Here is a 25638-nt window from a genome sequence, read left to right as displayed (position 1 = left end):
GCGCGGCTCTACCGAGGGCCGCGAGAGGACCGGCGCGGCGGCGGCTGCGGCCGGGGCCGGCGTTGCGGGACGCGCGGCTGGCGGCACGGGCGGCAGCGCCTTCGCGTCGGCGCCGGGCAAGAGGCAGGCGCGGCCGTCGAAAACCGTCGAGCAGGCGCCGCAGCGCACCAGGCCGTTACGGACGCGCAGCTGGTCCGGCACCACCTTGAACGTGGTGCCGCATTGCGGGCAGCGGGTGGTCAAAGCCATGTGATGCGATCCTGCCTAAGCGGTGCTCAGGCCTTCTGGCCGTGCAGGCAAACCCAGCCGTCGCGGGCGCGCCAGACCGACATCGCCATCCAGGGCGCGTAGGCGGCAGCCACTTCCTCGGCCTGGCGTTCCAGCACGCCGGACAGCACCAGATGCCCGCCCTCTGCCACGCGGCCGGCCAACATCGGCGCCAGCACTTTCAGCGGATTGGACAGGATGTTGGCCACGACCACCTGGAAGGTGCCGTCGGCCAGCGCGTCGGGCAGCATGGCTTGCAGTGCTACGTGGTTGACCTCGGCGTTGTAGGCCGTGCTTTGCACGGCCTGCGCGTCGATGTCCACGGCCAAGGTCGGGCCTGCGCCTAGCTTGCGCGCGGCAATGGCCAGAATCCCCGAGCCGCAGCCGTAGTCCAGCACGGTCGCGCCGGCGGGCAATTCGGCTTCCAGCCAGGCCAGGCACAGGTGCGTGGTGGGATGGCTGCCCGTGCCGAACGCCAAGCCCGGGTCCAGCTCGATATGGATGGCGCCCTCTTCAGCGGTGGCCGGGTCCAGCCCGGGCACATCGGGATTGTCGCGGTGCCAGCTGGGCACGATCCACAGGCGTTCGGCAATGTGGATGGGGCCAAACTGCGATTGCGTCAGGCGCACCCAGTCGGCGTCCGGCACGTCGCGCAGCGTCCAGCCGGCAAACAGCGTCGGGTCCAGCTCACCGGCCGACGCGGCTTCTTCCATGATCTGCGTGGGATCGGCGCCATCGGGCAGCAAGGCCACGACGCGGTTGCGGTCCCAGGCCTGCACGTCGGGCTCGGTGCCCGGTTCGCCAAACAAGGGGCGTTCGTCATCGGTGCCGAAATCGGCGTCTTCCACGGACACCGACAGCACGCCCGCTTCGAGCAACGCGTCCGACAGGGCTTCGGCCTGAGCCTCCAGGCAATGGAGCACGAGTTCACGCATGATTATTCTTCCATCTGGCCATCGGGCCGCGGCTCGCGCCGCGGCCCGATAGACCATAAAACGTAAAAAGGGGCCGTGAGGCCCCGGGTCGTCGGTCAGGGACGCTGAGCCAACTTGTTTTCCAGATAGTGGATGCTGGTGCCGCCTTCGATGAAGCGGGCATCTTGCAGCAATTCACGATGCAGCGGGATGTTGGTCGAAATGCCTTCCACCACCATTTCCGACAGCGCGATGCGCATGCGCGCCAATGCCTGGTCACGCGTATCGCCATACGTGATGACCTTGGCGATCATCGAATCGTAGTTGGGCGGCACGAAGTAGCTGTTGTAGGCGTGCGAATCAATCCGAACGCCAGGGCCGCCCGGCGTGTGCCAGTTGGTGATGCGGCCGGGGCTGGGCACGAAACGGAACGGATCTTCGGCGTTGATGCGGCATTCGATGGCATGGCCCTTGAAGGCGATGTCGCGTTGGCGCAGCGTGAACTTCTCGCCAGCGGCGATCAGGATCTGCTGCTGCACCAGGTCGATGCCGGTGATCAGTTCGGTGACCGGGTGTTCGACCTGGATGCGGGTGTTCATTTCAATGAAATAGAACTCGCCGTTTTCAAACAGGAACTCGAACGTGCCCGCGCCGCGATAGCCCATCTTGCGGCAAGCGTCGGCGCAGCGGTCGCCGATGCGCTCGATGGCGCGACGGGCGATGCCGGGAGCCGGCGCTTCTTCGATGACCTTCTGGTGGCGGCGCTGCATGGAGCAGTCGCGCTCACCCAGCCAGACGGCGTTGCGGCCACCATCGGCCAGCACCTGGATTTCCACATGGCGAGGGTTCTCAAGGAACTTCTCCATATAGACTTCCGGGTTGTTGAACGCGGCGCCCGCTTCCGAACGCGTCATGGTGACGGCGTTCAACAGCGCGGCCTCGGTGTACACCACGCGCATGCCACGGCCACCGCCGCCGCCTGCTGCCTTGATGATGACCGGGTAGCCCACTTCGCGCGCAATGCGGATGATTTCCTGCGGATCTTCGGGCAACGCGCCTTCAGAACCGGGCACCACCGGCACACCCGCTTCGATCATGGCGCGCTTGGCGCTGACCTTGTCGCCCATCAGGCGAATGGTGTCGGGACGCGGGCCGATGAAGACGAAGCCGCTCTTTTCGACGCGATCGGCGAAGTCGGCATTTTCGGACAAGAACCCGTAACCCGGGTGGATTGCCTCGGAATCCGTCACTTCGGCGGCCGAAATGATGGCCGGCATGTTCAGGTAGCTGTCACGCGACGGCGCGGGCCCGATGCACACGGATTCATCGGCCAGGCGCACGTACTTGGCCTCGCGGTCAGCCTCGGAGTGCACGACCACGGTTTTGATGCCCAGCTCACGGCAAGCGCGCTGAATGCGCAGGGCGATTTCGCCCCGATTGGCGATCAGGATTTTTTCGAACATTTTCAGCTATCAGCCAATGACGAACAGGGGTTGACCGTACTCGACGGGCTCACCGTTTTCGACCAGGATTTCTTTGATGACGCCGGACTTGTCGGCTTCGATTTCATTGAGCAGCTTCATGGCTTCAATGATGCACAGCGGATCGCCTTCCTTGACGGTGGCGCCCACGTCGATGAACGGGGCGGCGCCCGGGTTCGGCGAACGGTAGAACGTGCCGACCATCGGCGCCTTGACGACGTGGCCCTGGATGACCGGGGCGGCTTCGGCGGCCGGCGCGGCGGGCGCGGCGGCTTGTGCGACGGGCGCGGCTTGCGCGCCGGCTTCGGGCTGGTGGTAAGCCACCGGCTGCAAGGTTTGCGAGAACTTGACGATGCGTACCTTGCCTTCGCCTTCGGTGATTTCCAGCTCGGCGATACCCGATTCAGCCACCAGGTCGATCAGGGTTTTGAGTTTTCGAAGGTCCATAGAAGCTGCTTCCCGAGATAGTGTCGGCGGCGTCCCAGCGTGGGGTCCGCGCCGTATAAGATGTAAAAGCCGTGAGTTTGGTGCGAGATCAGTGCCGCACTGCGTAACGCAGAGCCGCCTCGTAGCCGTCCGCGCCCAGGCCAGAGATAAGGCCTACCGCCAAGTCGGACAGATAAGAGTGATGCCTGAAGGGCTCTCGCTTATACAGATTGGACAAATGTACTTCAATAAATGGGATCGCGACCCCAGCCAGCGCATCGCGGATAGCGACGCTGGTGTGCGTATAAGCCGCCGCGTTGATGATGATGAAGTCTGTGCCGTCTTGCCGGGCCGCTTGAATGCGGTCAACCAGCGCGCCTTCGTGATTGCCTTGCCAAGCAGCCAGCTTGGCGCCCAATTCCCCTGCAAGCAGCTCCAGGCGCTCATTGATCTGAGGCAGCGTCAAACTGCCGTAGATATGAGGTTCCCGGGTGCCAAGCAGGTTTAGATTCGGGCCATGCAATACCAGTATGTTTTGCGCCATGCGCTTGCCAATGAGTGGATTGCCAACGGTGGAATTGTTGGCAAAACAGCCGATAAACCAGCTTTTTACGCCAATTCCTACTATTTGTCCAACAGACTTATGCCTTCAAACCGGATAAGGTTTGGTTCAGATCGTCGGGTTGAATTTCGCCCAGTATCTTCCGGTTAATTGCGCCATCAGCGTTGAACACGATGGTAAAAGGCAAGCCGCCGCTGGGGTTGCCCAGCTTGCGCAAGGTATCGATCGCACCTGCCCCGATCACCCACAAGGGGTACGAAACTTGCACTTTCTCGACAAATTTTTGCATGTTCGCTGCGGAATCAACGCCGATGCCGACAAAGCGGACATTCGGGTATTTTTTCTGCAAGGCATCCAATTCCGGCATCTCGCGCACACACGGCGCGCACCACGTTGCCCAGAAATTGACCACCATCGGCTGGCCCTTCCAGTTGGCCAGCGACTGCGTCGCGCCATGCAGGTCGGGCATCTGCAATTGCATCAAGGCGGCAACCGGGTCGCCGGCCTCAGTGGGCGGTGCAGACGTGCGGGACTTCTGCCCCAACAGGGTATAGCCCCCGGCGACCGTGGCGGCCACGGCCACGCCGGCGGATAGAAGTAGGCGTCGATTCATGGCGCGATCATAACCGCTGCCGGTATTTTGCGCGCTGCCCGGGCGGCATGGCCGGTGGCCGCTATATATACAATGCCGGACAGGAGAGTTTTCAATGCACCTGCACATTCTTGGCATCTGCGGTACGTTCATGGGCGGCTTGGCGCTGATCGCGCGGGCCGCCGGCCACAAGGTCACTGGTTGCGATGCGGGCGTATACCCGCCGATGAGCACGCAGTTGTCCGAGCAAGGCATCGACCTGATCGAAGGCTTTGGCGCGGACCAGATGGCGCTGGCCCCCGACCTGTACGTGATCGGCAACGTCGTCAGCCGCGGCAACCCCCTGATGGAAGCCATTCTGGAATCCGGCGCGCGCTACGTGTCCGGCCCGCAATGGCTGGGCGACAACATCCTGCCGGGCGCGCACGTGCTGGCGGTGGCGGGCACGCATGGCAAAACCACGACCAGCTCGATGCTGGCCTGGATCCTGGAAGCCGCCGGCCTTGCCCCCAACTTCCTGATCGGCGGCGTGGCGGCGGACCTGCATGTATCCGCCCGCTATGACCCCACGCGCCGCCCCTTCGTGATCGAAGCGGACGAATACGACACGGCGTTCTTCGACAAGCGGTCCAAGTTTGTCCATTACCGCCCGCGCACCGCCATCCTGAACAACCTGGAATACGACCACGCCGACATCTTCCCCGATCTGGCGGCCATCGAAACGCAATTCCACCATCTGGTGCGCACCATTCCCGCGTCCGGCCGCATCGTACGGCCCGCCCATTGCGACGCACTGGACCGCGTGATTGCGCGCGGTTGCTGGTCTGAAACGGTCGCGTTCGGCGCGGATGGCGCCTGGCAGGCATCCCCGCCGGATGATGACGGCGCCTTCACGGTGATACGCAGCGAGGTCGACATCGGCACCGTGCGCTGGAACCTGACCGGCGAGCACAACCGCATGAACGCGCTGGCCGCGCTGGCCGCCGCCGAGCACGCGGGCGTGTCGGCCCCGGAAGGCATTGCCGCGTTGACGCGTTTTGCGGGCGTGAAGCGCCGCATGGAACTGCGCGGCACCGTGGACGGCGTCAAGGTCTATGACGATTTTGCGCACCACCCCACCGCCATCGCCACCACCGTCCAAGGGCTGCGCCGCCAAGTCGGGTCGGCCCGCATCCTGGCGGTACTGGAACCGCGCTCCAACACGATGAAGCTGGGCACCATGGCCGCCCGCCTGCCCGACGCGCTGGCCGACGCCGACCTGGTGTTCTGCTTTGGCGCCCACAGCGGCAAGCATGCGCTGGGCTGGAATCCGGCCGAGGTCCTGGCGCCGCTGGGCGACCGAGCTTCCAGTTACGATGACATCGACGCGCTGGTCGCGGCCGTGACCGCCGCCGCCCGCCCCGGCGACCAGGTGCTGGTCATGAGCAACGGCGGGTTTGGCGGCGTCCATGGCAAGCTGCTGGACGCGCTGCGGGCACGCCGCTGATCCCTCTTTATTGGACGAGCACGAAATGATTCTCTACCTGCACGGTTTTCGTTCCTCGCCCAGTTCCACCAAAGCCCGGCAGATGGCCGATGCCATGGCCGGGCTTGGCCTGGCCGCGCAGTGGGCCTGCCCCCAGCTGCCCGCCAGCCCCCGGCAAGCCATTGCGCTGGCGATGGACATTGCGCAGCGCCAAGTGCAAGGCGCGGACAGCCCCCGGGCGCTGACCGTGGTGGGCTCGTCCCTGGGCGGTTTCTACGCCACCTGGCTGGCAGAACAACTGGATTGCAAGGCGGTGCTGCTGAACCCGGCCGTCGAGGCCGCGCGCGACCTGGCCACCCAGGTCGGCGAGCACCACATGTATCATTCCGACGCGCCGTTCGTCTTTTTGCCTGAATATGTAGACGAACTGGCCGCCATCCACGTCCCCCGCATCACCCATCCCGACCGGTACTTCCTGCTGGCGGCCACGGGCGACGAGGTCCTGGATTGGCGTGAAATGCGCGATCGCTACGCGGGCTGCCGGCAGCGTATCGTCGAAGGCAGCGACCACGGTTTGTCCGACTTCGAACGTTGGATGCCCGAGGTGCTTGAATTCGCCCTTGGCGGCAAGCAGGTTAGCCCTCAATAATCAGTACCAGACATCAACACTCTATTTCGCTGCGCAAGGCGGTGCGTACGCGCCGCCCAGGAAGATCCCCACCATGTATGTGTTTTACGAAGATGACGGCAGCTTCAAGGCCGGCAACATCCTGTCCGAAACCGACGCCAGCTTGCAGGTGGAGTCAGAGTCGGGCAAGCGCAGCAAGATCAAGCGCGCCAATACCCTGTTCAATTTCGCGTCGCCCGAACCGGCGGCGCTGATGAGCCAGGCGGCCGCGGCCGCCGACGAACTGGATCTGCAATTCCTGTGGGAATGCGCGCCGCAAGAAGAGTTCGACACGCCCACGCTGGCCGCCGACTACTTCGGCCACGCCCCCACGCCGGTGGAACATGCCGCCCTGCTGATGCGCCTGCACAGTGCGCCCGCGTACTTTCACCGCCGTGGCAAGGGCCGTTACCGCCCTGCCCCGCCGGACATCCTGGCCGCTGCGCTGGCGGCGCTGGAAAAGAAGCAGCGCCAGGCCGAGCAGCAACAGGAATGGGTCGACGAGATGGCCGCCGGCCGCCTGCCCGAACCCATTGCCCAGGTTGCCGAAACGCTGCTGATCCGCCCGGACAAGAATTCGCAGCAATGGAAGGCGCTGGACGCCGCCTGCGCCAAGCTGGGCAAAAGCCCCGACCGCCTGCTGCTGGAACTGGGCGCATGGCCGCACGCGCTGGCGTTGCACAAGCGCCGCTTCCTGGCCGTCAACTTCCCGCGCGGCCTGGAATTCCCGGAACTGGAACTGCCGCCCATCGACCGAGAACTGCCGTTGTCCGATGCCGAGATCTATTCGGTGGACGACGTCACCACGACCGAGATCGACGACGCGCTGTCCGTCACGACGTTGCCCGACGGCCGCCTGCGCGTGGGCGTGCACGTGGCCGCCCCCGGCCTGACCGTGACCCGCGACAGCGAATTCGACAAGCTGGCGCGCGCCCGCCTGTCCACGGTGTACATGCCGGGCGACAAGATCCCGATGCAGCCGGACAACGTCATCAAGGCGTTCTCGCTGGATGCCGGGCGCGAAGTGCCGGTGCTGTCGCTGTATGTGGTGGCCGACCCGGAAACGGGCGAAATCATCGAATCCGACACGCGCCTGGAACGGGTGGTGGTGCGTGAAAACCTGCGCCACAACATGCTGGACGCGCAAGTCACCGAGGCCAGCCTGGCCGACCCGTCGGCCGACATTCCCTACGGCCATTGGTTGCGTCCGCTGTGGAAGCTGGCGCAGGCGCTGTCGGCGCAACGCGAAAACGTGCGCGGCAAGCCCGAAAACAATTCCCGCGTGGAATACAGCTTCTACCTGGACGGCAACCCCGACGACCCGGACACGCCGGTGCGCCTGGTGCCGCGTCAGCGCAACGCGCCGCTGGACCGCATGGTGGCCGAATACATGATCCTGGCCAACAACCTGTGGGGCGGCTTGCTGCACCAACACGGCGTGCCGGGCATTTATCGGTCGCAACAGGCGGGCCGCGTGCGCATGAGCACGCAGGCCTTGCCGCACGAAGCTATCGGCGTGCCGCAGTATGCGTGGAGCACGTCGCCGCTGCGCCGCTATGTCGACCTGGTCAACCAGTGGCAACTGATCGCCGCGGTGGAACACGGCGTATCGGCGCGTCTGGTGGCGCCGTTCAAGCCGCGCGACGCCGACCTGTTCGCCATCATCGGCGCGTTCGATGCGCAGTACGCGGCCTGGGCCGAATTCCAAAGCGCCATGGAACGCTACTGGTGCCTGCGCTGGTTGAAGCAAAACGGCATCACCCGCACGGTGGCGCACGTGCTGCGCGATGATCTGGTGCGATTTGCCAACGCGCCGCTGGTGACGCGCGTGGGCGGCATGCCCGAACTGGAACGCGGCACGCCGGTTGAAATCGACATCCTGGGCATGGATGAACTGGCGCTGGAACTGGACTGCCGGTATGTCGGCCAGCTGGCTCCCGAGCCCGCAAGCACGTAGGATGCATCCAGCGCGACAGCGCAACGTAACAAAAGCATAAAAAACGTCCCTGCCGCGGGCAGCCCCTCCCGCCATTGCGCAAGAGGGGTTGCCCGCGGCAGAGGACCATAACAAGACGGAGACGCAACATGCGCATTTTGCTGGTCGAGGACAACCTTGATCTGGGCGATGCGGTGGAGAGCAAGCTGCGGTCGGCCGGCCACAGCGTGCAATGGGTGCGCGACGGCGTCGCGGCCTTGCGCTGGGGCCTGGACGAAACCTGGGACGCCCTGGTGCTGGACATCAACCTGCCCGGCAAGGATGGCTTCTCGGTCATCCGTGAATTGCGCGCCGCCGGGCTGGAAGCGCCGGTGCTGGTCATGACCGCGCGCGCTGAAATCGAAGACAAGATCGACATGCTGGACCTGGGCGCGGACGACTATCTGGTCAAGCCCTTCGACCTGCGTGAACTTGAGGCGCGGCTGCGCGCGCTGATGCGCCGGCCGGCCGGGCAAACCAGCAGCACCACCTCCTACGGCAATCTAAGCCTGGACCTGGCCGGGCGCAGCGTGACGCTGGCGGGTACACCGCTGGAACTGGGCCGGCGCGAATTCCGCCTGCTTGAGATCCTGGTGGGCCGCATTGGCCAGACCGTGGCGAAAGAGCGGCTGATGAACCAGCTGTTCGACCTGGACGACGGTTCGCTGAACGCGCTGGAACTGTTGATCTCGCGGCTGCGCAAGAAGCTGGCGGGCGCGTCGATCGACATCATCACCGTGCGCGGCGTCGGCTATCAGGCCCGCAGCCATGAACATCCCTGAAAGCGCCTCGATCCGGCGCCGCGTCTTCACCTTGGGCGCGGCGCTGCTGGCCTGCGCGCTGATCGGGCTGGTTTTTTTCCTGCGGGGTTATGCCCAGCGCGCCGCCGAGCAGGCGTTCGACCGCCTGCTTGCCGCGTCGGCGCTGACCATTGCGGGGTCCGTGCAGATCGATGACGAAGGCGTCACCGTCGAGCCGCCAGTGTCGTCGCTGGCCATGCTGTCGGGCGGCGAACGGGTCTTTTACGAAGCGCGCACCTCCAATGGTCACCTCATCACCGGCTATGGCGACCTGGCGCCCAAGCTGCCGCTGGCGCAAGCCGCCACGCCGGTGTTCGCCTACGTCACCTACCACGACGAGCCGGTGCGCGTGGCGACCGTGGGGCGGCTGGTGTCGGCCAGCCAGCATGCCGGCTGGGTCACGGTGCGGGTGGCCGAGACCCTGGGGTCGCGGGATGAACTGGCCGACGAAATACTGGGGCGTGGCGTCCTGCCGCTGGTGGTGGTGTCGTTGGTGGCGCTGGGCCTGTTGTGGTTTGGCGTGCAGCGCGCGTTTGCGCCGCTGGCCGTGCTGGAACGCGACCTGCGCACCCGCGCCCCCGAAGACCTGACGCCCGTGACCACGCCCGTACCGCGCGAAGTGCGCCGCCTGGTCGTAGCGTTGAACGCCTTCATGCAGCGCCTGTCCATCATCATGGACACGCTGAACACGCTGGTGGCCGACGCCACGCATCAGGTCCGCACGCCACTGGCCTCGCTGCGCGCGCAAGCCGAAGTGGCGCTGGACGAGACCGACCCCAAGCGGCTGCGCGAACGCATCGTACGCATTCACCAGAACGCCACGCATGCCAGCCAGCTGATCAACCAGCTGCTGATGGACGCCACCATCACGCACCGGCTGGGCAAGGGGCCACCGGAATCCGTGGGCGTGGCCGAGACCATCAACGAAACGCGCCGACGCATCGGCCCGGTGGAAGCCGAGCGCCTGCGCATCGAGATCGCGCCGGAAGTGCGCCGCGCGCGACTGGCCGGTGACCGGGTGGCCTTGCGCGAGATGCTGCGCAACCTGGTGGACAACGCCTTGCGCTATGCGCCCGACGGCACGGTGGACATCCAGGCCACGCCGGTAGCCGGTTTCCGCGTGGCGTTGACGGTGTCCGATCGCGGGCCGGGCATTTCGGACGACGAAAAAGAAGCCGTGCAGCAGCGCTTTACGCGCGGACGGGCTGGCGAGTCGCAGCCGGGATCTGGCCTGGGGCTGGCCATCGTGCGTTCGGTGGCGACGGCGCACGGGGGGTCGCTATGGCTGCATGATCGGCCGGGCGGCGGCCTGTCCGCGCGCGTCATCCTGCCGCTGCAACAACAGCCGGCCGGACGCAACGTGGCGGCGTGGCTGGGCGCGGCGTGCACGGCGGCGATGCTGCTGGTGTCCGCCCCGCAGGATGCGCGCGCGGCCGATCTGGACGAAATCGTCACGCGCTACCCCGCGCCGCAGCCCACGTCGCGCACACTGGTCATCGCCGGGCCCACGGACACGCCCGTCGTCGCGCCGCTGATCCAGGGCTTTCAATCATTGCGACCCGACGTGTCGGTGGTGTATCGCGAAATCAGCAGCCGCGACCTGTACGAAGCGACCGTGGACGGGCGCCTGAAAAACGTAGACGTGCTGATGAGTTCGGCGTCGGACTTGCAGATCCGGCTGGCCAACGACGGCTATGCGCAGGCGTACTCGTCGCCCTACGCGTCCAAGCTGCCGTCGTGGGCGGTCTGGCGCAACGAGGTCTACGGCTTCACGTTCGAACCGGCCGTCATCGTCTACAACCCCAAGCGTTTTACCGAGGCCACCGTGCCGCGCTCGCGGCAGGACATCCTGCGCCTGCTGGAACGCGAGCAAGCCAGCCTGCAAGGCCGTGTCGGCACCTACGACATCGCCGCCAGCAGCCTGGGCTATCTGCTGGCCGAGCAAGACGAACTGGTGTCGTCCAACTTCTGGGGGCTGGCCAACGCGATGGGGCAAGTGGGCGTGCGGCTGTCGCCCACCAGCGCGCAGATTCTGGACGCCATCGAGAACGACGAACTGGACCTGGCCTACAACATCCTGGGTTCATACGCCCTGTCGCGCCAGGCCGCCGGCAGCAAGATCGGCGTGGTGTTTCCGCAGGACTATGTGCTGGTGCTGGCGCGGTCGGTGCTGATCTCGCGGCGCGCGCCCAGCCCCGATCTGGCGCGCGCGCTGGTGGACTGGCTGCTGTCTCCGGCCGGCCAGCAGGTGGCGTCCAGCCACGCGGCGCTGGGTTCCATCATGGAAGACACGCCGGGCCGCTGGACCTCCGAGGCCGTGCTGGCGCGCTCGCAAGGCATCGTGCAGCCGGTGGTGTTAAGCCCGGCATTGCTGGTGGGGCTGGACCAGCGACGGCATTCGCGCTTCGTGCAGAACTGGGTGCGGCTGGTGACGGACACGCCCAAGCGGCCGTAGGCCGGGCGCGGCAAGGCCAGGGATTACCCCTAGCCGCTTATCGCCCCCATGACAGGACGACGACAGACGCCGCCTCCTAAGATGGCCGCAGGCTGGACCCAGATCCCGCTATAGACCAATTCCAATCGGAGACGAACACATGCTTGCCAAGTCCCAACTGGCGGCCGCCTGCGCCGCAGCTTTCGCCATCGCCACCGGCAGCGCCTTCGCGCAGGCCGTGCCGGCGGGTTACCCGGCCGACTATCAAAAGATCCTGGACGGCGCCAAGAAGGAAGGCAAGGTCGTCATCTATTCGACCACCGACACCAAGGCCGCCGGCCCCATCATCAAGGGCTTCGAAGCGCTGTATCCGGACGTCAAGGTCGAATACAACGACATGAACAGCACCGAGCTCTACAACCGCTACATCAGCGAGCAGGCGGCGGGCGGCGGTAGCGGCGACATCGTCTGGAGCTCGTCGATGGATTCGGCCCTGAAGCTGGCCACCGACTACGCGCTGCAATACAAGTCGCCCGAAGCCGGCAAGCTGCCGGCCTGGGCCGTCTGGAAGGATTCGGCCTACGGCACGACCTACGAGCCGGCCGTGTTCATCTACAACAAGCGCCTGATCCCCGCCGCCGAAGTGCCCACCACGCACGGCGCGCTGGCCAAGCTGATTGCCAGCCAGCCCGACAAGTTCAAGAACAAGGTCACCACCTACGACATCGAAAAGTCGGCCGTGGGCTTCATGCTGGCCGTGCAGGACAAGGCCAACGACCCCAAGTATTTCGACACGCTGAAAGACATCGCCAAGGGCGGCCTGGTCGTGCAATCGTCCACCGGCACCATGATGGAACGCGTGTCCTCGGGTGAAAACCTGATCGGCTACAACATCCTGGGTTCGTACGCCGAAACCCGCGCCAAGTCCGACCCGTCGCTGGGCGTGGCCTACCCGACCGACTACGCGCTGGTGCTGTCGCGCGTGGCGTTCATCAGCAAGAAGGCCAAGAACCGCAACGCCGCCAAGCTGTGGATGGACTACCTGCTGTCCAGGAAGGGCCAGGAAATCATGGCCAACCAGGCCGACCTGGCCTCGGTGCGCGATGACATCGACGGCGACAACGATGTGGACGGCATGACCAAGAAGCTGGGCGCCTCGCTCAAGCCGATTCCGGTCAACGAAACGCTGCTGGACTACCTTGAGCAGACCAAGCGCCTTCAGTTCATCAAGGACTGGCGCGCCGCGGCCGGCAAGTAAGGCCGCGCGGGTCCGGGGCGCGGCGCGCCCGCCCCGGCGCCCCATACGCGTAGCGGACGGCAGCCTGCCGCCCGCCTGACCGCCCCCCGGGCGGGCCTGCCCCTACCCGGGCGGCGCGACCGTCGCGTCACTTTGAATACAGGATTTCCCCATGCAGTCATTGCGCAGAAAATGGCAGTCCCTGCCGCGCGGCGTGGTGGTGTTGATTACGGCCCTCGCCATCTATGTGCCGTTGTCGTTCATCATCGTCCAAAGCTTTCTATCCGCGCCCTTCTTTGCCCCGTCCAAGGTTTTCAGCCTGGACGCGTTCCGCTTCATCTTCGCGGACCCGGATTTCTACAAGGCGCTGAAAAGCGGCTTCATCCTGGCCTTCGGGCTGGCCATCATCGCCATTCCGCTAGGCGGCATGCTGGCCTTCCTGATGATCCGCACCGACCTGCCCGGCCGCCGCTGGATCGAACCGCTGATCCTGGTGCCGGTGTTCGTGTCACCCATGGTGCTGGGCTTTGGCTACGTCGTGGCCGCCGGCCCGGTGGGCTTTTTCTCGATCTGGGCGCAGAACATCCTGGGCTTCGTGCCCTGGAACGTCTATTCGCTGACCAGCATCGTCATCATCGCCGGCCTGACGCACGTGCCGCACGCGTACCTGTATATCTCGTCGGCGCTGCGCAGCATGGGCTCCGACGTGGAAGAAGCGGCTCGCGTGGCCGGCGCGTCGCCGCTGCGCGTGATGGTGTCGGTCAGCCTGCCGATGGTGCGCCCGGCCATGCTGTACGCCACCGTGCTGCTGTTCTTCCTGGGCCTGGAGGTGTTCGGCCTGGTGCTGGTGCTGGGTGACCCCGAAGGCAACCTGGTGCTGGCCACGTACCTGTACAAGCTGACCAACAAGCTGGGCATTCCGTCGTATCACCTGATGGCCGCCGTGGCCGTGATCCTGATCTGCATGACGATTCCGCTGGTGATGCTGCAACGCCGTTTGATGCGTACCGCGAATCGCTTCGTCACCGTCAAGGGCAAAGCCTCGCGCGCTCGTCCGCTGCCGTTGGGCAAGTGGCGCTGGGCGGCGGGCGCGGTCGTGGCGTTCTGGCTGGTGGTCACCATCATCGTGCCGCTGCTGGGCGTGCTGCTGCGCGCGTTCGTGTCCAACTGGGGCATGGGCGTGTCGCTGTTCGACGTGCTGTCGCTGGACGCCTTCCGTACGGTCTTCGCACAGCCCAACCTGATCCGCGCCATTGTGAACTCGGTCGCCATCGGGGTGTTCGGCGGCGCGCTGGCGGTGATGTGCTACATGTTCGTGGGCCTGGCCATGCACCGCAAGCCCGACAACGTGACGCGCTTCATGGACTACAGCGTGTTGGTGCCGCGCGCCGTGCCCGGCCTGCTGGCCGGCCTGGCCTTCCTGTGGGTGTTCCTGTTTGTGCCGATGTGGCTGGACAACGCCCTGGACGTGGACCAAAACGGCTGGCTGTCGGCGCTGCCGTTCGCCGACTGGCTGCGCGAGAACTTCATCGAATGGCTGCGCGCCATGCGCAGCACCATCTTCAGCGTGTGGCTGGCCTACACGGTGGTCTGGATGGCTTACGGGCTGCGCTTGATTTCGTCGACCCTGCTGCAAGTGGGCCCCGAACTGGAAGAGGCCGCCCGCAGCGCCGGCGCGCGCCGCGGCCAGGTCACACGCCACGTGACGGTGCCGCTGGCCAAGTACGGCCTGATCGGTTCATGGCTGCTGATGTTCCTGATCTTCGAGCGCGAATACTCCACCGGCGTCTACCTGCTGTCGCCCGGCACGGAAACCATCGGTTCCATGCTGGTGTCGCTGTGGGCCTCGGGCGCCATCGACATCGTGGCCGCGCTTTCCTTCATCAATATCGTTCTGGTCGTGATCGGCCTGGGCATCGCCCTGCGATTCGGAGTCAAACTTCATGATTGAGCTTTCTGTAGAAGACCTGCACCTGGACTACGGCGACAACCCCGTGCTGAAGGGCGTGTCGATGCAATTGCGCCAAGGCGAAGTGGTGTCGCTGCTGGGCCCCTCGGGTAGCGGCAAGACCACGCTGCTGCGCGCCGTGGCCGGGCTGGAAGGCCCCAAGCGCGGCCGCATCACCATTGGCGATCGCATCGTCTATGACGGCGGCGCGCGCAAGGAGATTCCGGCCGAAGAGCGCAACCTGGGCCTGGTGTTCCAGTCTTACGCGCTGTGGCCGCACAAGACCGTGTTTGAAAACGTGGCCTACCCGCTGAAGTTGCGCAAGGTGCCGTCGGCCGAAGTGCGCGAACGCGTGCAGGCCGTGCTGGACCAGCTGGGCCTGGGCAAGCTGGGCCAGCGCCATCCGCATGCGCTGTCGGGTGGCCAGCAACAGCGCGTGGCCATCGGCCGGGCGCTGGTGTACAGCCCGCCCGTCATCCTGCTGGACGAGCCGCTGTCCAACCTGGACGCCAAGCTGCGCGAAGAAGCCCGCGCCTTCCTGCGTGAACTGATCATCCGCCTGGGGCTGTCGGCCCTGATGGTGACGCATGACCAGAGCGAAGCCATGGCCATTTCCGACCGCATCCTGCTGCTGAACAACGGCAAGATCGAACAGCAGGGTACGCCGCAGGAAATGTACGGCTCGCCGTCCACGCTGTTCACGGCGGAATTCATGGGCAGCAACAACCGGCTGGAAGGCAAGGTCACCGAAGTGCGCGATGGCCGTGCCCGCATCGAGGGCCGTGGCTGGGCGCTGTGGGGCAAGGCGGGCGAAGGCGTGTCGGCCGGCCAGGACGGCACCGCCGTGATCCGGGTTGAACAAGTGCGCCTGGCGGACGACCCCGACGGCAACCACATCGACATGCCGCTGTTGACCAGCATGTACCTGGGCGACCGCTGGGAATACCTGTTCCGCACGCCCGACGCGGACCCGGCCAACACCCTGGCGCTGCGCGCCTATGGTCCCGAAGGCCGCGAACCCGGCCCCAGCCGCCTGGCCCTGCCGGCCAGCAAGGTGTGGGTGTTCCCGCGCAAGCAGGCCTGATCGGGCCGGGCGGCGCCGGCCGCTCGCCCGCCATCCCGGCATGCCGTCCAATAGCTGTTACAAGCGGTTGGCCGGCCTGTCCGGGCGGCGCGGACTCGCCTTACAATGCGTCCGTGCAACGCCCTGATTCCTCCTCCCCGCTAGGCCGTTATATGCGGTGGCTGGGCGCTCCCGCCCAGCACTACCTGCGCATCGGCATTGCAATATCGCTGTTGGTGCACGCCGGCGCCCTGGCGTGGCGCTTCGGCGTGCCCGCGCTTACCCGGCCGCCCGTAACCAGCCTGGAAGTGGTGCTGCTGAACGCCCGCAGCGAAACCCCGCCCGAGGCGCCGCGCGCCCAGGCGCAAAACCAGATGACCGGTGGCGGCAATGCCGAACAAGGCATGACCACCACGCCGCTGCCCCAGACCGGCGCAGCCGCCGAGACCATCGTGCTGGAAGCCATGCGCCGCCGCCAGGTGCAGCTGGAAGCCGAACAAACCCGCCTGATGACCCAATTGCGCTCGGCGCAACAGGCCGGCGCCGAACGCCAGGCCGTCAACCCCTGGCCCGACGGCGCCGACCTGGGCAAGGACGCCGAGGACCAGGCCAGCGTGATCCAGAATGCCCAGGTTGCCGCGCTGGCCGCGCGCGTCCAACAATACAGCAACGAACCCCGCAAGCAGTTCGTCGCGCCGTCTGCCGAAGCCTCGCGCTACGCCGCCTACCTGGACGCGTGGCGTGCCCGCATTGAAACGGTCGGCACCCAGCACTACCCGGACGAGGCGCGCGGACGCATCTACGGGTCGTTGCGCATTACCGTATCGGTGCGCGCCGACGGCAGCATCGCCAACGTGGAAATCGACCAGCCGTCCCCGCATGCCGTGCTGAACCAAGCCGCGCGCCGCATCGTCCAGCTGGCCGCGCCTTTCCCGCCCTTCCCCCCCGATATCGCGCGCGATACCGACGTGCTGGTCATCACCCGCACGTGGCATTTCGTCAACGACACCCTGGAAACCCAAGCCCCATGACCGAGGCGCCCCCTCTTGCCCGCTACGCCGTCATCGGCAACCCCGTCGCGCACAGCCGCTCGCCCCAGATCCACGCCATGTTTTCCCAGCAGACCGGCAAGCCGCTGCGCTACGAGCGCCTGCTGGCGCCGGTCGACGGCTTTGGCGAAGCGGTGGCCGCATTCGTGGCCGAGGGCGGGCTGGGGCTGAACGTCACGGTGCCCTTCAAGCTGGATGCCTACGCGCTGGCGGCGGGCCACCTGTCGGCCCGCGCGCGCCTGGCCGGCGCCGTCAACACCTTGTCCTGGCGCGATGGCGCCTGGCACGGCTGCAATACCGATGGCGTGGGCCTGGTGTCGGACCTGCAACGCCTGGGCCTGCGGTTGGCCGATGCCGCCGTGCTGATGGTGGGCGCGGGCGGCGCGGCGCGCGGCGTGCTGCAACCGCTGGCGCAAGCCGGCTGCGCGCGCATCCACATCGTGAACCGCACCGCGTCCAAGGCGCTGGAACTGGCCGATGCCTGGCGCGCCACCGGCGTGTCGCCCCAAACCCAGGTCACGGCGGGCGGCTTGACCGACGCCGCGCGGCCCGGCGGCTGGAACCTGGTCATCAATGCCACGGCCAGCGGCTTGCAGGATGCCGCGCCGGACCTGCCGCCCGGCTTGTACGCGCCGGGCGCCGCCGCCTACGACATGATGTACGGCGCCAAGCCCACTGCCTTCATGAAGCAGGCCGAGGCCGACGGGGCCAGCTTGACGGCCGACGGCCTGGGCATGCTGGTGGGCCAGGCCGCCGAGAGCTTTCTGATCTGGCATGGCGTGCGCCCCGACCCGGCGCCGGTGCTGGCCGCGCTGCGCGAGGCCCTGGCGGCCGGACACTAAGCGGCATGGCGACGCGCAAGCAGGGCCGATCCTGGTTCCGGATCATCACCGGCGTGCTGATGGCGCTGGTGTGCGCGGTGCTGTTGTACCAATTCTGGCTGTTCTCGCAGGTGGTCTGGTACAACTACCGCGATCCCGGCAGCAGCGCGATCATGCGCGAAGAACGCTCGCGCCTGCGCGAAGGCAACCCCGCCTTCCAGCTGAAATACGAATGGGTCCCCTACGACAAGATCAGCCGCAACCTCAAGCGCGCGGTGGTGGCGTCCGAGGATTCCAAGTTCACCGAACACGACGGCATCGAATGGGACGCCATCCGCAAGGCCTGGGAATACAACCAGCGCCAGGAAGAAGCCGGCCGCAGCAAGATGCGCGGCGGCTCCACCATTACGCAGCAGCTGGCCAAGAATATGTTCCTGTCCAGTTCGCGCAGTTACATCCGCAAAGGGCAGGAACTGGTCCTGGCCTACATGATCGAACACGTCATGAGCAAGGAACGCATTCTTGAGCTGTATCTGAACGTGGCCGAGTGGGGCGTGGGCGTCTTTGGTGCACAAGCCGCCGCGCAGCACTATTTCAATACGTCGGCCGCCAACCTCAGCGCCAGCCAGTCCGCGCGGCTGGCCGCCATGCTGCCCAACCCACGCTTCTACGACACCCGCCGCAATTCCAATTACCTGAACTCCCGCGTGGGGGTACTGACCCGCCGGATGCAGATGGTGGACATCCCCTGATCCGCCTTGACGTCCCCGTGACGCATTCTTGCGTCTCCTGACCTCCCGAACCCGCCGCCCGCTACGCGCACTTCGCACCCTGGGCGGTGGGATTTGTTAAGCTTTCACGTTTAGCGCTTCCCCACATTTTCATGCGTACCGCCCGTCGCTACCTGGCCCGCGAAATCTATCGCTCTTGTGCAGTGGTCCTTATGGCCCTGCTCGGCCTTTTCACATTCTTCGCGCTGGTAGACGACCTGGACAACGTGGGCGACAAGTTCTCCATGATGGCCCTGCTCTACATGCAGGCGCTGGCCATACCCACCCGCCTGTACGATCTGCTGCCCATCGGCCTGTTGATCGGCGCGATCCTGGCGCTGGCCGGCCTGGCCCAGCGCAACGAACTGGTCATCCTGCGCGTCTCGGGCGTCAGCGGCATGCGGCTGTTGCGCATGCTGTGGGTGGTGACCATCCCGCTGATGATCGGCGCCGCCCTGTTGTCCGAATACGTCACGCCCTGGGCCGAGATCAAAAGCGGCGAAGCCAACCTGATGTTTCGCGGCAAGGCCGGCGGCGACCGCCTGAAAAGCGGCTACTGGTTCAAGGAACCCACCGCCAACGGCGGCATGCGCATCATCAACATCGCCGAACTCAAGGGCGACGGCCAGGTGGCCGGCATCACCCTTTACGAATTCAAGAAAGACCAGACGCTGACCGTGCTGTCCACGGCGCCCACCGGCCTGTTCGCGCATGGCGACCTGGTGCTGAAAGACGTGTCGGAAACCCGCCTGGACGACGACGCGGCCGAAGCACTGGCCAACGCGCGCCAACCCAAGAACCCGCCCGCCTCGGTCGCCAAGGTGCCCGAGCGCACGGTGGACACCACGCTTAGCGCCGAACGCCTGCTGGCCCGCGTGCTGACGCCCGAACGCATGTCCATCGTCACGCTGCTGGACTACGTGCAGTACTTGCGCGACAACCAGCTGCAATATGGTCGACAGGTGGTGGCCCTGTGGCGCAAACTGGCGTATCCGTTCACGCTGCTGGTGATGATCACCATTGCCGCGCCTATCGGCCTGATGCAAACCCGCCGTGGCGGCGTGGGCGCCAAAGTGTTCATCGGCATCCTGCTGGGCGTGGGCTTCTTCATGCTGAACCAGCTGGCGCTTAACGTCGGCATGCTGGGCAAATGGCCGTCATGGCTGACAGCGCTGGGTCCGAACATCGGTGCCATGGCCCTGGCCTTGGGCGCGATGAGCTACATGGAATACCGCCACACGATCACGCGCGTGGTCCAACAACGCTGGCCCTGGAGCAAGAGTCCCGCATGAACGGCAGTATCTGGATGATCGGCGACGTGCAGGGGTGCTGCTCGCCGCTGGACCGCTTGCTGGCCCATCCCGACCTGGTCGGAGACCCCCGTTCGCGCTTCTGGTTCGCGGGCGACCTGGTCAACCGGGGGCCGCAATCGCTGGAAACCCTGCGCCGCATCATCGACCTGGGCGACCGCGCCACCTCGGTGCTGGGCAACCATGACCTGCACCTGCTGGCCGCCGCGGCCGGCGTGCGCAAGCCGTCCAAGTCCGACACGCTGGACCCGATCCTGCGCGCGCCCGACGCCGCCGAACTCATCAACTGGTTGCGCTTTCGCCCCCTGGCCCATTTTGAACAGGGCCATCTGCTGGTGCACGCCGGTACGCTGGCCAAGTGGGACGTGGCCAAGACCCTGTCACTGGCCGGCGAAGTGCAGGACGCGCTGCGCGGCCCGAACTGGCACAAGGCGCTGCAAAAGATGTACGGCAACGAGCCGGCCACGTGGAAAGAAGACCACAAGGGCGGCAAGCGGATGCGGGTCATCATCAACGCGCTGACGCGTATCCGCCTGTGCACGCCCAACGGCCACATGGAATTTGCCACCAAGGTGGCCCCCGGCGCGTGGCCACCCAACCTGGTGCCCTGGTTTGACGTGCCCAATCGCGCCACGCGCGACATCACAACCGTGTTCGGCCACTGGTCCACGCTGGGCCTGCTACAGCGCCCCGACGTGATCTGCCTGGACACGGGCTGCGTCTGGGGCGGCGCGCTGACGGCCTTGCGTCTGCAAGACCGCAAGCTGGTCCAGGTCAAGTGCTCGCAATTCCAGAACCCGCTGTCGGACTGACCCCGTCACGCGCTCAGTGACGGATTTCGGCCAGGAACTTCTGTGCCCGCACCGTTGCGGGCCGGCTGAAGAACGCGTCGGGCGTGCCCGTTTCCACGATGCGCCCGGCGTCCATGAACCACACGCGGTCCGCCACTTCACGCGCGAAACCCATTTCGTGCGTCACGCACACCATCGTCATCCCGTCCTTGGCCAGGCCCTTCATCACCTGTAGCACCTCGCCCACCATCTCGGGGTCCAGCGCGCTGGTCGGCTCGTCAAACAACATCACCGGCGGGTTCATTGCCAAGGCGCGCGCAATCGCCACGCGTTGCTGCTGACCGCCCGACAACTGGGCGGGATACGCCTCTGCCTTGTGCGACAGGCCCACGCGTTCCAGCAATTGCAGCGCCCGCTCGCGCGCTTCGGGACGCCGCGCGCGTTTCAATTGCAGCGGCGCCAGCATCAGGTTTTCCAGCACGGACAGATGCGGGAACAGGTTGAACTGCTGGAACACGAAGCCGATGTGGCTGCGCAGCTGGTCCAGGTGCACCTTCGGCCCGTAGATGTCCTGCCCGTTCACTTCAATGAGGCCCTTCTGGATGGGTTCCAGCCGATTGATGGTGCGGATCAAGGTGGATTTACCCGACCCTGACGGCCCGCACACCACGACGACTTCGCCCTGCCTGACCTCTTCGGTCACGTCGGCCAGCGCCTGGTAATCGCCATACCACTTCTGCACTTGTGAAAATCGGATCATGTCGGCACCACTTTAGGGGCGGCCCCCAGCCCGGCGCGCCGTCTGCCGATACGTCGTTCGGTCAGGTGCACCAAGGAACTCAGGCCAAAATTCAAAACAAAATAGGTCATCGCCAGCAAGCCGAACACTTCAAACGGCTTGGTCAGCAACACGCTGTTGATCTGGTTGGCGGCGTAGGTCAGCTCCTGCACGCTGATGACGTAGGCCAGCGACGTTTCCTTCACCGTCGAGACGAACTGGCTCAGCATGCTGGGCAGCATGTTGTAGAGCGCCTGCGGCAGGATCACGCGCCGCATCGTCTGCATATACGACAGGCCCAGCGCCCGGCTGGCCTCTTGCTGTCCGGGCGGCAACGCCTGGATGCCGGCGCGGATGATCTCGGCCAGGTACGCGCTTTCGTAGCACACCAGCGCAACCACCATCGTGGTCGTGCCCGCCACGGGCCGGCCGATGATGAGCGGCACAAAAAAGTATGCCCAGAAAATAAACATCAGCAGCGGCAGCCCGCGCACCAGATACACCACGGCCGACGACGGCCAGTAGAAGATCCGGTAGGGGCTGATCCGGCCCAGCGCCAGCAGCACGCCGCAAGGCAGCGCCAACGCCAGGCTGATCGCCGCCAGGCCCAGCGTGGCGACCAGGCCGCCGACCGGGCCGTGCGGATACTGCCCGATCAGTAGCAGCAGCCAGTTGTCTTTCAGGATGTCCCACATATCAGCGCGCCCCCAGCGGACGATACCGTCGTTGCAAGATCGCGCCGCCACCCATGATGAGGAACGACAGCACCAGATAAATCACCGTCACCACCGCATAGGCCTCGAACGTGCGGAACGTGTAGTTCTCGATTTCGCGCCCGGCCGCCGTCAGCTCCGTCACCCCGATCGCCATCGCCAGGCTGGTGTTCTTCAACAACAGCAGCGTCTGGTTCAGCAGCGGCGGAATGGCGATGCGAAACGCCTGCGGCAGCACCACGCAGCGCATGGTGCGCAGAAAGCCCAGGCCCAGCGCTCGCGCGGCCTCGACCTGCCCCGGCGCAATGCCGCGCACGGCGCTGCGCAGGTCTTCGCAGATGTAGGCCGACATCACCAGCGCGATGGCGATGCACGACATGATGAATTCACTGCCGTGGCTGTTGAGCCAGTCGCTGGCCCCTTGCGGCAGCAGCGCCGGCACGCCGAAGTACCAGAACAGGATGTGCACCAGCATGGGCACGTTGCGATGAAACGCCACATAGGTGGCGATCACCGCGTTGGCCACGGGCGAGCCCGTCAGGCGGATCACCGCCAACAGGCTGCCCACGCCGAACGCCAGCACCCAGGACAGCCCCGCCAGCGCCAGGGTGGTGACGAATCCCCTCCACAGCCACGTTGGATACTCGCCCTGGAAAATGGCGTTGAAGTCGAAAACGTAATGCATCGAGACAGGCTCCGGCGCGCGTCGCGCATCAACCCTTGATGGCTTCGATGCGGAAGTCGCGCTTCATGTTGAACTGCGTGCCGGCGCCGAACCACTTGTCGAACACCTTACCGGCCTGGCCAGATGCCTCCATGCCGTCCAGCACCTTGTTGACCTGGTTCAACATCGCCGTGTCGCCCTTGCGTACGCCCATGCCCCAGGGCTCGACGAACAGCGCCGGCTCCAGAATCTTGACTGGCACGGCGCTGGTGGCCGCCTGATGCTGAAGCTTGACCAGCATTAGCTCAGACCCGACAAAGCCGCTGACCTTGCCTTGCTGCAAGGCCAGGAACGCGCCGCTGGGGTCCTTGAACGTCACGGGGTCCACGTTGGGGATGTTCTTGCGAGCGCCTTGCTCGGACGACGAGCCGCGCACGGCGCTGACGCGCTTGCCGGCCAGGTCGGCGGGCGCCTTCAGGTCTTTCTCGGAATCGCGGGCCAGGATCTTTTGCAGGCTGACGAAATGCTGGTGCGAATAATCGATCTGCTGCGCGCGTTCGGGGCTCCAGCCCAGGTTGGCCGCCACCACATCGACGCGACCCGCGATCAGTTCGGGGATGCGGGCCTCAACGGCGATCAGCTTGAGCTCCAGCGGTACGCCCAGGCTGTCGGCCACCGCCTGGCACATATCGACTTCATAGCCGACCACGGCACGGGTCTTGGGGTCCTGAAAGCTGAAGGGCTCGGCGGTGCCCATGGTGCCGCAAATGAATTTGCCGCGCGCCTTGATGTCCTGCAACGTGTCCGCGTGCGCGGCGGGCGCCAGCGTGGCGGCAACGCCCACGGCGGCAAGAAGGCTGGCGATGGTGGTCTTCATGAATATTCCCCTTGAGTATCGGTATGTAGGTCAATCCAGCGCCGCGCAAGCCTGGGCGATGCGGCGGCATCCTTCTTCGATGTTTTCCATCGATGTGGCAAAGCTCAGGCGCAGGTACGGCGACAAGCCATAGGCCGCGCCGTCCAGCACGGCGACACCCGCGTCATCCAGCAGATACATCACCACGTCCAAATCGGTTTGCAGCACGCGGCCGCCGGGCGTGCGCTTGCCCAGCAAGCCTTCCACCGACGGATAGACGTAGAACGCGCCCTGCGGTTGCGGGCAACGTATACCGGGCACGGCGTTCAGCAAAGACGCGATGCGGTCTCGCCGCGCATGGAAGATGGCGGCGGCGTCGGTGACGCAGCGCTGGTCTGCGGTCAAGGCCACGCGGGCGGCCGCCTGGCTGATGGCGCTGACGCAGCTGGTGCTTTGCGAGATCAGCGTGGCCATGGCGCGGATCAGCGGCTTGGGACCGCCCGCGTAACCCAGGCGCCAACCCGTCATCGCATAGGCCTTGGACACGCCGTTGATGGTCAGCGTGCGGCCCGCCAGCGCCGGCACCACGGCCGCCGGCGAGGCATGGCGCGCATCGCCATACGCCAGGTGTTCGTAGATTTCGTCGGTCAGCAACCACACGTGGGGATGGCGCGTCAGCACCTCGCCCAGCGCTTGCAGCTCCGCTTCGCTGTACATCGCGCCGGTGGGGTTGCTGGGGGTGTTCAGCAGCAGCCACTTCGTACGTGGCGTGATGGCTTGTTCCAGCGCTTGCGGCGTCAGCTTGAAGCCGTCGGCTTCGGGGCAGGCGACCACCACCGGCTTGCCGTCGTTGACCAGCACCATGTCCGGGTACGACACCCAGTACGGCGCGGGGATGATGACTTCGTCGCCGGCCTGCACGGAGGCGGCCAGCGCCGTGAAGATGAGCTGCTTGGCGCCCACGCCCACGATCAGTTCGTCCAGGCCGTAGTCCAGGCCGTTCTCGCGCTGGAACTTGGCGCGCACCGCTTCCAGCAGCGGCTTGGCGCCGACTGACGCGGTGTAGCGGATGTCGCCGCTGTTCAGCGCGTCGATGCCAGCCTGCACGATGTGCGCGGGCGTGGGCAGGTCCGGCTCACCGACCGTGAAGTCGACGATGTCGCGGCCCTGCGCGCGCAGTTGATCCACGCGCGTCTTGGCGGCCATGCTGGGCGATGGCTTGATGGCCAGGGCGCGGTCAGCCAGGAAGGCGGTGTCGGCGGCGTTCATGCCAGCCCCTTGGCGGCAAACGCGGCCTGCATCCAGCTTTGCGTCTTATCGCCCTTGGCGATCTCGGCCATGATGCGTTCTTCCTTGGCGGCGTGCGCGTGCGCGGCCTCGATCAGGCTTTGCGCGTCGGACGCGGGAAAGCTGACCAGGCCGTCTTCGTCGCCCACCAGGATGTCGCCGGGTTGGATGACCTGGCCGCCGATCGACACGGGCACGTTGACTTCGCCCGGGCCGTCTTTGTACGGGCCACGATGGATGTGGCCGCGCGCATAGCAGGGAAAGCTGTCGGCCTCGAACGCGGCCACGTCGCGGATCGCGCCGTCGACCACCACGCCGGCGCAGCCGTGCAGCTGCAAATAGCGCTTCATGATTTCGCCCAGCACGGCGTTGGACAAGTCGCCGCCCGCATCCACCACCAGCACGTGGCCGGGCTGGATCTGCATCATGGCCTTGTAGATCATCAGGTTGTCGCCCGGGCGGGTCTTGACGGTCAAGGCAGTGCCAACAAGCTTGCCGCCGCGGTTGTAGCGGTGCAGGCCCGAGATGCCTTCGCGGCGCGCCAGGTTGTCGCTAAGGTGCGGCGTGACGATGCCGGCCAGGGCTTGGAGTACGGCGGCGGGAGCAACGGGGGAAGCCGGCAATTGGCGTGCGCCGGTAAGAATCTGAGCCATGACGATCTGCAACGTCCTCTATCGAAAGCCGCCGGTGGCAAGGGGGGTAAGGCTCCGGGATGCCGGCGGTCGGGGTGGGTTCAGATCGCATGTTGCGAGCTTTTCGTTTTCAGAA

The 25638-nt window shown here is 65.8% G+C and carries 24 protein-coding genes and 1 pseudogene; 13 read left to right on the top strand and 12 right to left on the bottom strand.

Annotation, left to right across the window (positions count from 1 at the left end; all coding sequences use genetic code 11):
- Positions 1-183 precede the first annotated feature (183 nt).
- From DVB37_RS28595 to DVB37_RS02615, 6 genes and pseudogenes are all read right to left on the bottom strand, one after another.
- A pseudogene (locus DVB37_RS28595) lies at positions 184-249 on the bottom strand (zinc-ribbon domain-containing protein); the annotation flags it as partial.
- Between the two features lie 26 nt (positions 250-275).
- Positions 276-1202 (bottom strand): 50S ribosomal protein L11 methyltransferase, encoded by a 927-nt coding sequence (prmA, locus tag DVB37_RS02635; RefSeq protein WP_120153731.1) that lies wholly within the window; start codon positions 1200-1202, stop codon positions 276-278.
- A gap of 95 nt (positions 1203-1297) precedes the next feature.
- Entirely contained in the window at positions 1298-2644 is a 1347-nt protein-coding gene (accC, locus tag DVB37_RS02630) for an acetyl-CoA carboxylase biotin carboxylase subunit (RefSeq protein WP_046806529.1), read from the bottom strand.
- A 9-nt stretch (positions 2645-2653) separates the two neighbouring features.
- Complete coding sequence (accB, locus tag DVB37_RS02625) at positions 2654-3109, bottom strand: acetyl-CoA carboxylase biotin carboxyl carrier protein (RefSeq protein WP_046806530.1); 456 nt, start codon at positions 3107-3109, stop codon at positions 2654-2656.
- A gap of 88 nt (positions 3110-3197) precedes the next feature.
- Positions 3198-3632, bottom strand: coding sequence for a type II 3-dehydroquinate dehydratase (gene aroQ, locus DVB37_RS02620; RefSeq protein ID WP_120153729.1), 435 nt, complete (start codon positions 3630-3632; stop codon positions 3198-3200).
- A gap of 97 nt (positions 3633-3729) precedes the next feature.
- Positions 3730-4263, bottom strand: coding sequence for a TlpA disulfide reductase family protein (locus tag DVB37_RS02615; RefSeq protein WP_046806532.1), 534 nt, complete (start codon positions 4261-4263; stop codon positions 3730-3732).
- Between the two features lie 94 nt (positions 4264-4357).
- Between DVB37_RS02615 and mpl the strand changes: the two genes are divergently transcribed.
- The 13 genes from mpl (at position 4358) to DVB37_RS02550 (ending at position 20593) form a co-directional block, all read left to right on the top strand.
- A complete protein-coding gene (mpl, locus tag DVB37_RS02610) occupies positions 4358-5728 on the top strand; it encodes a UDP-N-acetylmuramate:L-alanyl-gamma-D-glutamyl-meso-diaminopimelate ligase (RefSeq protein WP_120153727.1) in 1371 nt (456 codons plus the stop codon).
- A gap of 25 nt (positions 5729-5753) precedes the next feature.
- Positions 5754-6356 carry a YqiA/YcfP family alpha/beta fold hydrolase gene (locus DVB37_RS02605; protein WP_046806573.1) on the top strand — a complete coding sequence of 201 codons (603 nt, stop codon included), beginning with the start codon at positions 5754-5756 and terminating at the stop codon, positions 6354-6356.
- 73 nt (positions 6357-6429) lie between these two features.
- Positions 6430-8331 (top strand): ribonuclease catalytic domain-containing protein, encoded by a 1902-nt coding sequence (locus DVB37_RS02600; RefSeq protein ID WP_046806534.1) that lies wholly within the window; start codon positions 6430-6432, stop codon positions 8329-8331.
- A gap of 128 nt (positions 8332-8459) precedes the next feature.
- Entirely contained in the window at positions 8460-9131 is a 672-nt protein-coding gene (locus DVB37_RS02595) for a response regulator transcription factor (RefSeq protein ID WP_046806535.1), read from the top strand.
- On the top strand, positions 9118-11604 hold the full coding sequence (locus tag DVB37_RS02590; RefSeq protein WP_120153725.1) for an extracellular solute-binding protein: 2487 nt from the start codon (positions 9118-9120) through the stop codon (positions 11602-11604). Before DVB37_RS02595 ends, DVB37_RS02590 begins: the two co-directional genes overlap by 14 nt.
- Before the next feature lie 139 nt (positions 11605-11743).
- The gene (locus DVB37_RS02585) at positions 11744-12841 is read left to right on the top strand and encodes an ABC transporter substrate-binding protein (protein ID WP_046806537.1); all 1098 of its coding nucleotides are present in this window, start codon (positions 11744-11746) and stop codon (positions 12839-12841) included.
- 151 nt (positions 12842-12992) lie between these two features.
- Positions 12993-14771, top strand: a complete 1779-nt coding sequence (locus tag DVB37_RS02580) for an iron ABC transporter permease (protein WP_120153722.1) — start codon at positions 12993-12995, stop codon at positions 14769-14771.
- Entirely contained in the window at positions 14764-15852 is a 1089-nt protein-coding gene (locus tag DVB37_RS02575; RefSeq protein WP_046806539.1) for an ABC transporter ATP-binding protein, read from the top strand. The genes DVB37_RS02580 and DVB37_RS02575 overlap by 8 nt, the downstream gene beginning before the upstream one ends.
- A gap of 152 nt (positions 15853-16004) precedes the next feature.
- Positions 16005-16862: a TonB family protein gene (locus DVB37_RS02570; RefSeq protein WP_046806540.1), complete on the top strand. Its 858-nt coding sequence runs from the start codon at positions 16005-16007 to the stop codon at positions 16860-16862.
- Positions 16859-17722 (top strand): shikimate dehydrogenase, encoded by an 864-nt coding sequence (gene aroE / locus DVB37_RS02565; protein ID WP_104145190.1) that lies wholly within the window; start codon positions 16859-16861, stop codon positions 17720-17722. Before DVB37_RS02570 ends, aroE begins: the two co-directional genes overlap by 4 nt.
- Before the next feature lie 5 nt (positions 17723-17727).
- Positions 17728-18453, top strand: a complete 726-nt coding sequence (gene mtgA / locus DVB37_RS02560) for a monofunctional biosynthetic peptidoglycan transglycosylase (protein ID WP_046806542.1) — start codon at positions 17728-17730, stop codon at positions 18451-18453.
- Positions 18454-18584: 131 nt separating this feature from the next.
- Positions 18585-19763, top strand: a complete 1179-nt coding sequence (gene lptG / locus DVB37_RS02555) for an LPS export ABC transporter permease LptG (protein WP_104145191.1) — start codon at positions 18585-18587, stop codon at positions 19761-19763.
- Positions 19760-20593, top strand: coding sequence for a symmetrical bis(5'-nucleosyl)-tetraphosphatase (locus tag DVB37_RS02550; RefSeq protein WP_046806544.1), 834 nt, complete (start codon positions 19760-19762; stop codon positions 20591-20593). Before lptG ends, DVB37_RS02550 begins: the two co-directional genes overlap by 4 nt.
- A 13-nt stretch (positions 20594-20606) precedes the next feature.
- Here the strand turns inward: DVB37_RS02550 and DVB37_RS02545 are convergent, their stop codons facing one another.
- From DVB37_RS02545 to DVB37_RS02520, 6 genes are read right to left on the bottom strand one after another with little or no spacing between them, the layout of a single operon-like run.
- On the bottom strand, positions 20607-21332 hold the full coding sequence (locus tag DVB37_RS02545) for an amino acid ABC transporter ATP-binding protein (RefSeq protein ID WP_046806545.1): 726 nt from the start codon (positions 21330-21332) through the stop codon (positions 20607-20609).
- Complete coding sequence (locus DVB37_RS02540; protein WP_046806546.1) at positions 21329-22045, bottom strand: amino acid ABC transporter permease; 717 nt, start codon at positions 22043-22045, stop codon at positions 21329-21331. The genes DVB37_RS02545 and DVB37_RS02540 overlap by 4 nt, the downstream gene beginning before the upstream one ends.
- A gap of 1 nt (position 22046) precedes the next feature.
- Positions 22047-22748, bottom strand: a complete 702-nt coding sequence (locus DVB37_RS02535) for an amino acid ABC transporter permease (protein ID WP_046806547.1) — start codon at positions 22746-22748, stop codon at positions 22047-22049.
- A 28-nt stretch (positions 22749-22776) separates the two neighbouring features.
- Positions 22777-23604, bottom strand: a complete 828-nt coding sequence (locus DVB37_RS02530) for an ABC transporter substrate-binding protein (RefSeq protein ID WP_046806548.1) — start codon at positions 23602-23604, stop codon at positions 22777-22779.
- Between the two features lie 30 nt (positions 23605-23634).
- Positions 23635-24852 (bottom strand): aminotransferase class I/II-fold pyridoxal phosphate-dependent enzyme, encoded by a 1218-nt coding sequence (locus tag DVB37_RS02525; RefSeq protein WP_120153720.1) that lies wholly within the window; start codon positions 24850-24852, stop codon positions 23635-23637.
- Positions 24849-25523, bottom strand: coding sequence for an RraA family protein (locus DVB37_RS02520; protein ID WP_120153718.1), 675 nt, complete (start codon positions 25521-25523; stop codon positions 24849-24851). Before DVB37_RS02520 ends, DVB37_RS02525 begins: the two co-directional genes overlap by 4 nt.
- Positions 25524-25638: the final 115 nt, after the last annotated feature.

It is taken from the genome of Achromobacter sp. B7 (assembly GCF_003600685.1).
Taxonomy (GTDB): Bacteria; Pseudomonadota; Gammaproteobacteria; order Burkholderiales; family Burkholderiaceae_B; genus Achromobacter; species Achromobacter spanius_B.
Note: the sequence above shows the minus strand (reverse complement) of the source record. Positions and strands in the feature narration are given on the sequence as shown.

Coding starts and splice junctions, on each gene's coding strand:
- prmA (WP_120153731.1), bottom strand. CDS start 1,202: ATGCGTGAACTCGTGCTCCATTGCCTGGAGGCTCAGGCCGAAGCCCTG.
- accC (WP_046806529.1), bottom strand. CDS start 2,644: ATGTTCGAAAAAATCCTGATCGCCAATCGGGGCGAAATCGCCCTGCGC.
- accB (WP_046806530.1), bottom strand. CDS start 3,109: ATGGACCTTCGAAAACTCAAAACCCTGATCGACCTGGTGGCTGAATCG.
- aroQ (WP_120153729.1), bottom strand. CDS start 3,632: ATGGCGCAAAACATACTGGTATTGCATGGCCCGAATCTAAACCTGCTT.
- DVB37_RS02615 (WP_046806532.1), bottom strand. CDS start 4,263: ATGAATCGACGCCTACTTCTATCCGCCGGCGTGGCCGTGGCCGCCACG.
- mpl (WP_120153727.1), top strand. CDS start 4,358: ATGCACCTGCACATTCTTGGCATCTGCGGTACGTTCATGGGCGGCTTG.
- DVB37_RS02605 (WP_046806573.1), top strand. CDS start 5,754: ATGATTCTCTACCTGCACGGTTTTCGTTCCTCGCCCAGTTCCACCAAA.
- DVB37_RS02600 (WP_046806534.1), top strand. CDS start 6,430: ATGTATGTGTTTTACGAAGATGACGGCAGCTTCAAGGCCGGCAACATC.
- DVB37_RS02595 (WP_046806535.1), top strand. CDS start 8,460: ATGCGCATTTTGCTGGTCGAGGACAACCTTGATCTGGGCGATGCGGTG.
- DVB37_RS02590 (WP_120153725.1), top strand. CDS start 9,118: ATGAACATCCCTGAAAGCGCCTCGATCCGGCGCCGCGTCTTCACCTTG.
- DVB37_RS02585 (WP_046806537.1), top strand. CDS start 11,744: ATGCTTGCCAAGTCCCAACTGGCGGCCGCCTGCGCCGCAGCTTTCGCC.
- DVB37_RS02580 (WP_120153722.1), top strand. CDS start 12,993: ATGCAGTCATTGCGCAGAAAATGGCAGTCCCTGCCGCGCGGCGTGGTG.
- DVB37_RS02575 (WP_046806539.1), top strand. CDS start 14,764: ATGATTGAGCTTTCTGTAGAAGACCTGCACCTGGACTACGGCGACAAC.
- DVB37_RS02570 (WP_046806540.1), top strand. CDS start 16,005: ATGCGGTGGCTGGGCGCTCCCGCCCAGCACTACCTGCGCATCGGCATT.
- aroE (WP_104145190.1), top strand. CDS start 16,859: ATGACCGAGGCGCCCCCTCTTGCCCGCTACGCCGTCATCGGCAACCCC.
- mtgA (WP_046806542.1), top strand. CDS start 17,728: ATGGCGACGCGCAAGCAGGGCCGATCCTGGTTCCGGATCATCACCGGC.
- lptG (WP_104145191.1), top strand. CDS start 18,585: ATGCGTACCGCCCGTCGCTACCTGGCCCGCGAAATCTATCGCTCTTGT.
- DVB37_RS02550 (WP_046806544.1), top strand. CDS start 19,760: ATGAACGGCAGTATCTGGATGATCGGCGACGTGCAGGGGTGCTGCTCG.
- DVB37_RS02545 (WP_046806545.1), bottom strand. CDS start 21,332: ATGATCCGATTTTCACAAGTGCAGAAGTGGTATGGCGATTACCAGGCG.
- DVB37_RS02540 (WP_046806546.1), bottom strand. CDS start 22,045: ATGTGGGACATCCTGAAAGACAACTGGCTGCTGCTACTGATCGGGCAG.
- DVB37_RS02535 (WP_046806547.1), bottom strand. CDS start 22,748: ATGCATTACGTTTTCGACTTCAACGCCATTTTCCAGGGCGAGTATCCA.
- DVB37_RS02530 (WP_046806548.1), bottom strand. CDS start 23,604: ATGAAGACCACCATCGCCAGCCTTCTTGCCGCCGTGGGCGTTGCCGCC.
- DVB37_RS02525 (WP_120153720.1), bottom strand. CDS start 24,852: ATGAACGCCGCCGACACCGCCTTCCTGGCTGACCGCGCCCTGGCCATC.
- DVB37_RS02520 (WP_120153718.1), bottom strand. CDS start 25,523: ATGGCTCAGATTCTTACCGGCGCACGCCAATTGCCGGCTTCCCCCGTT.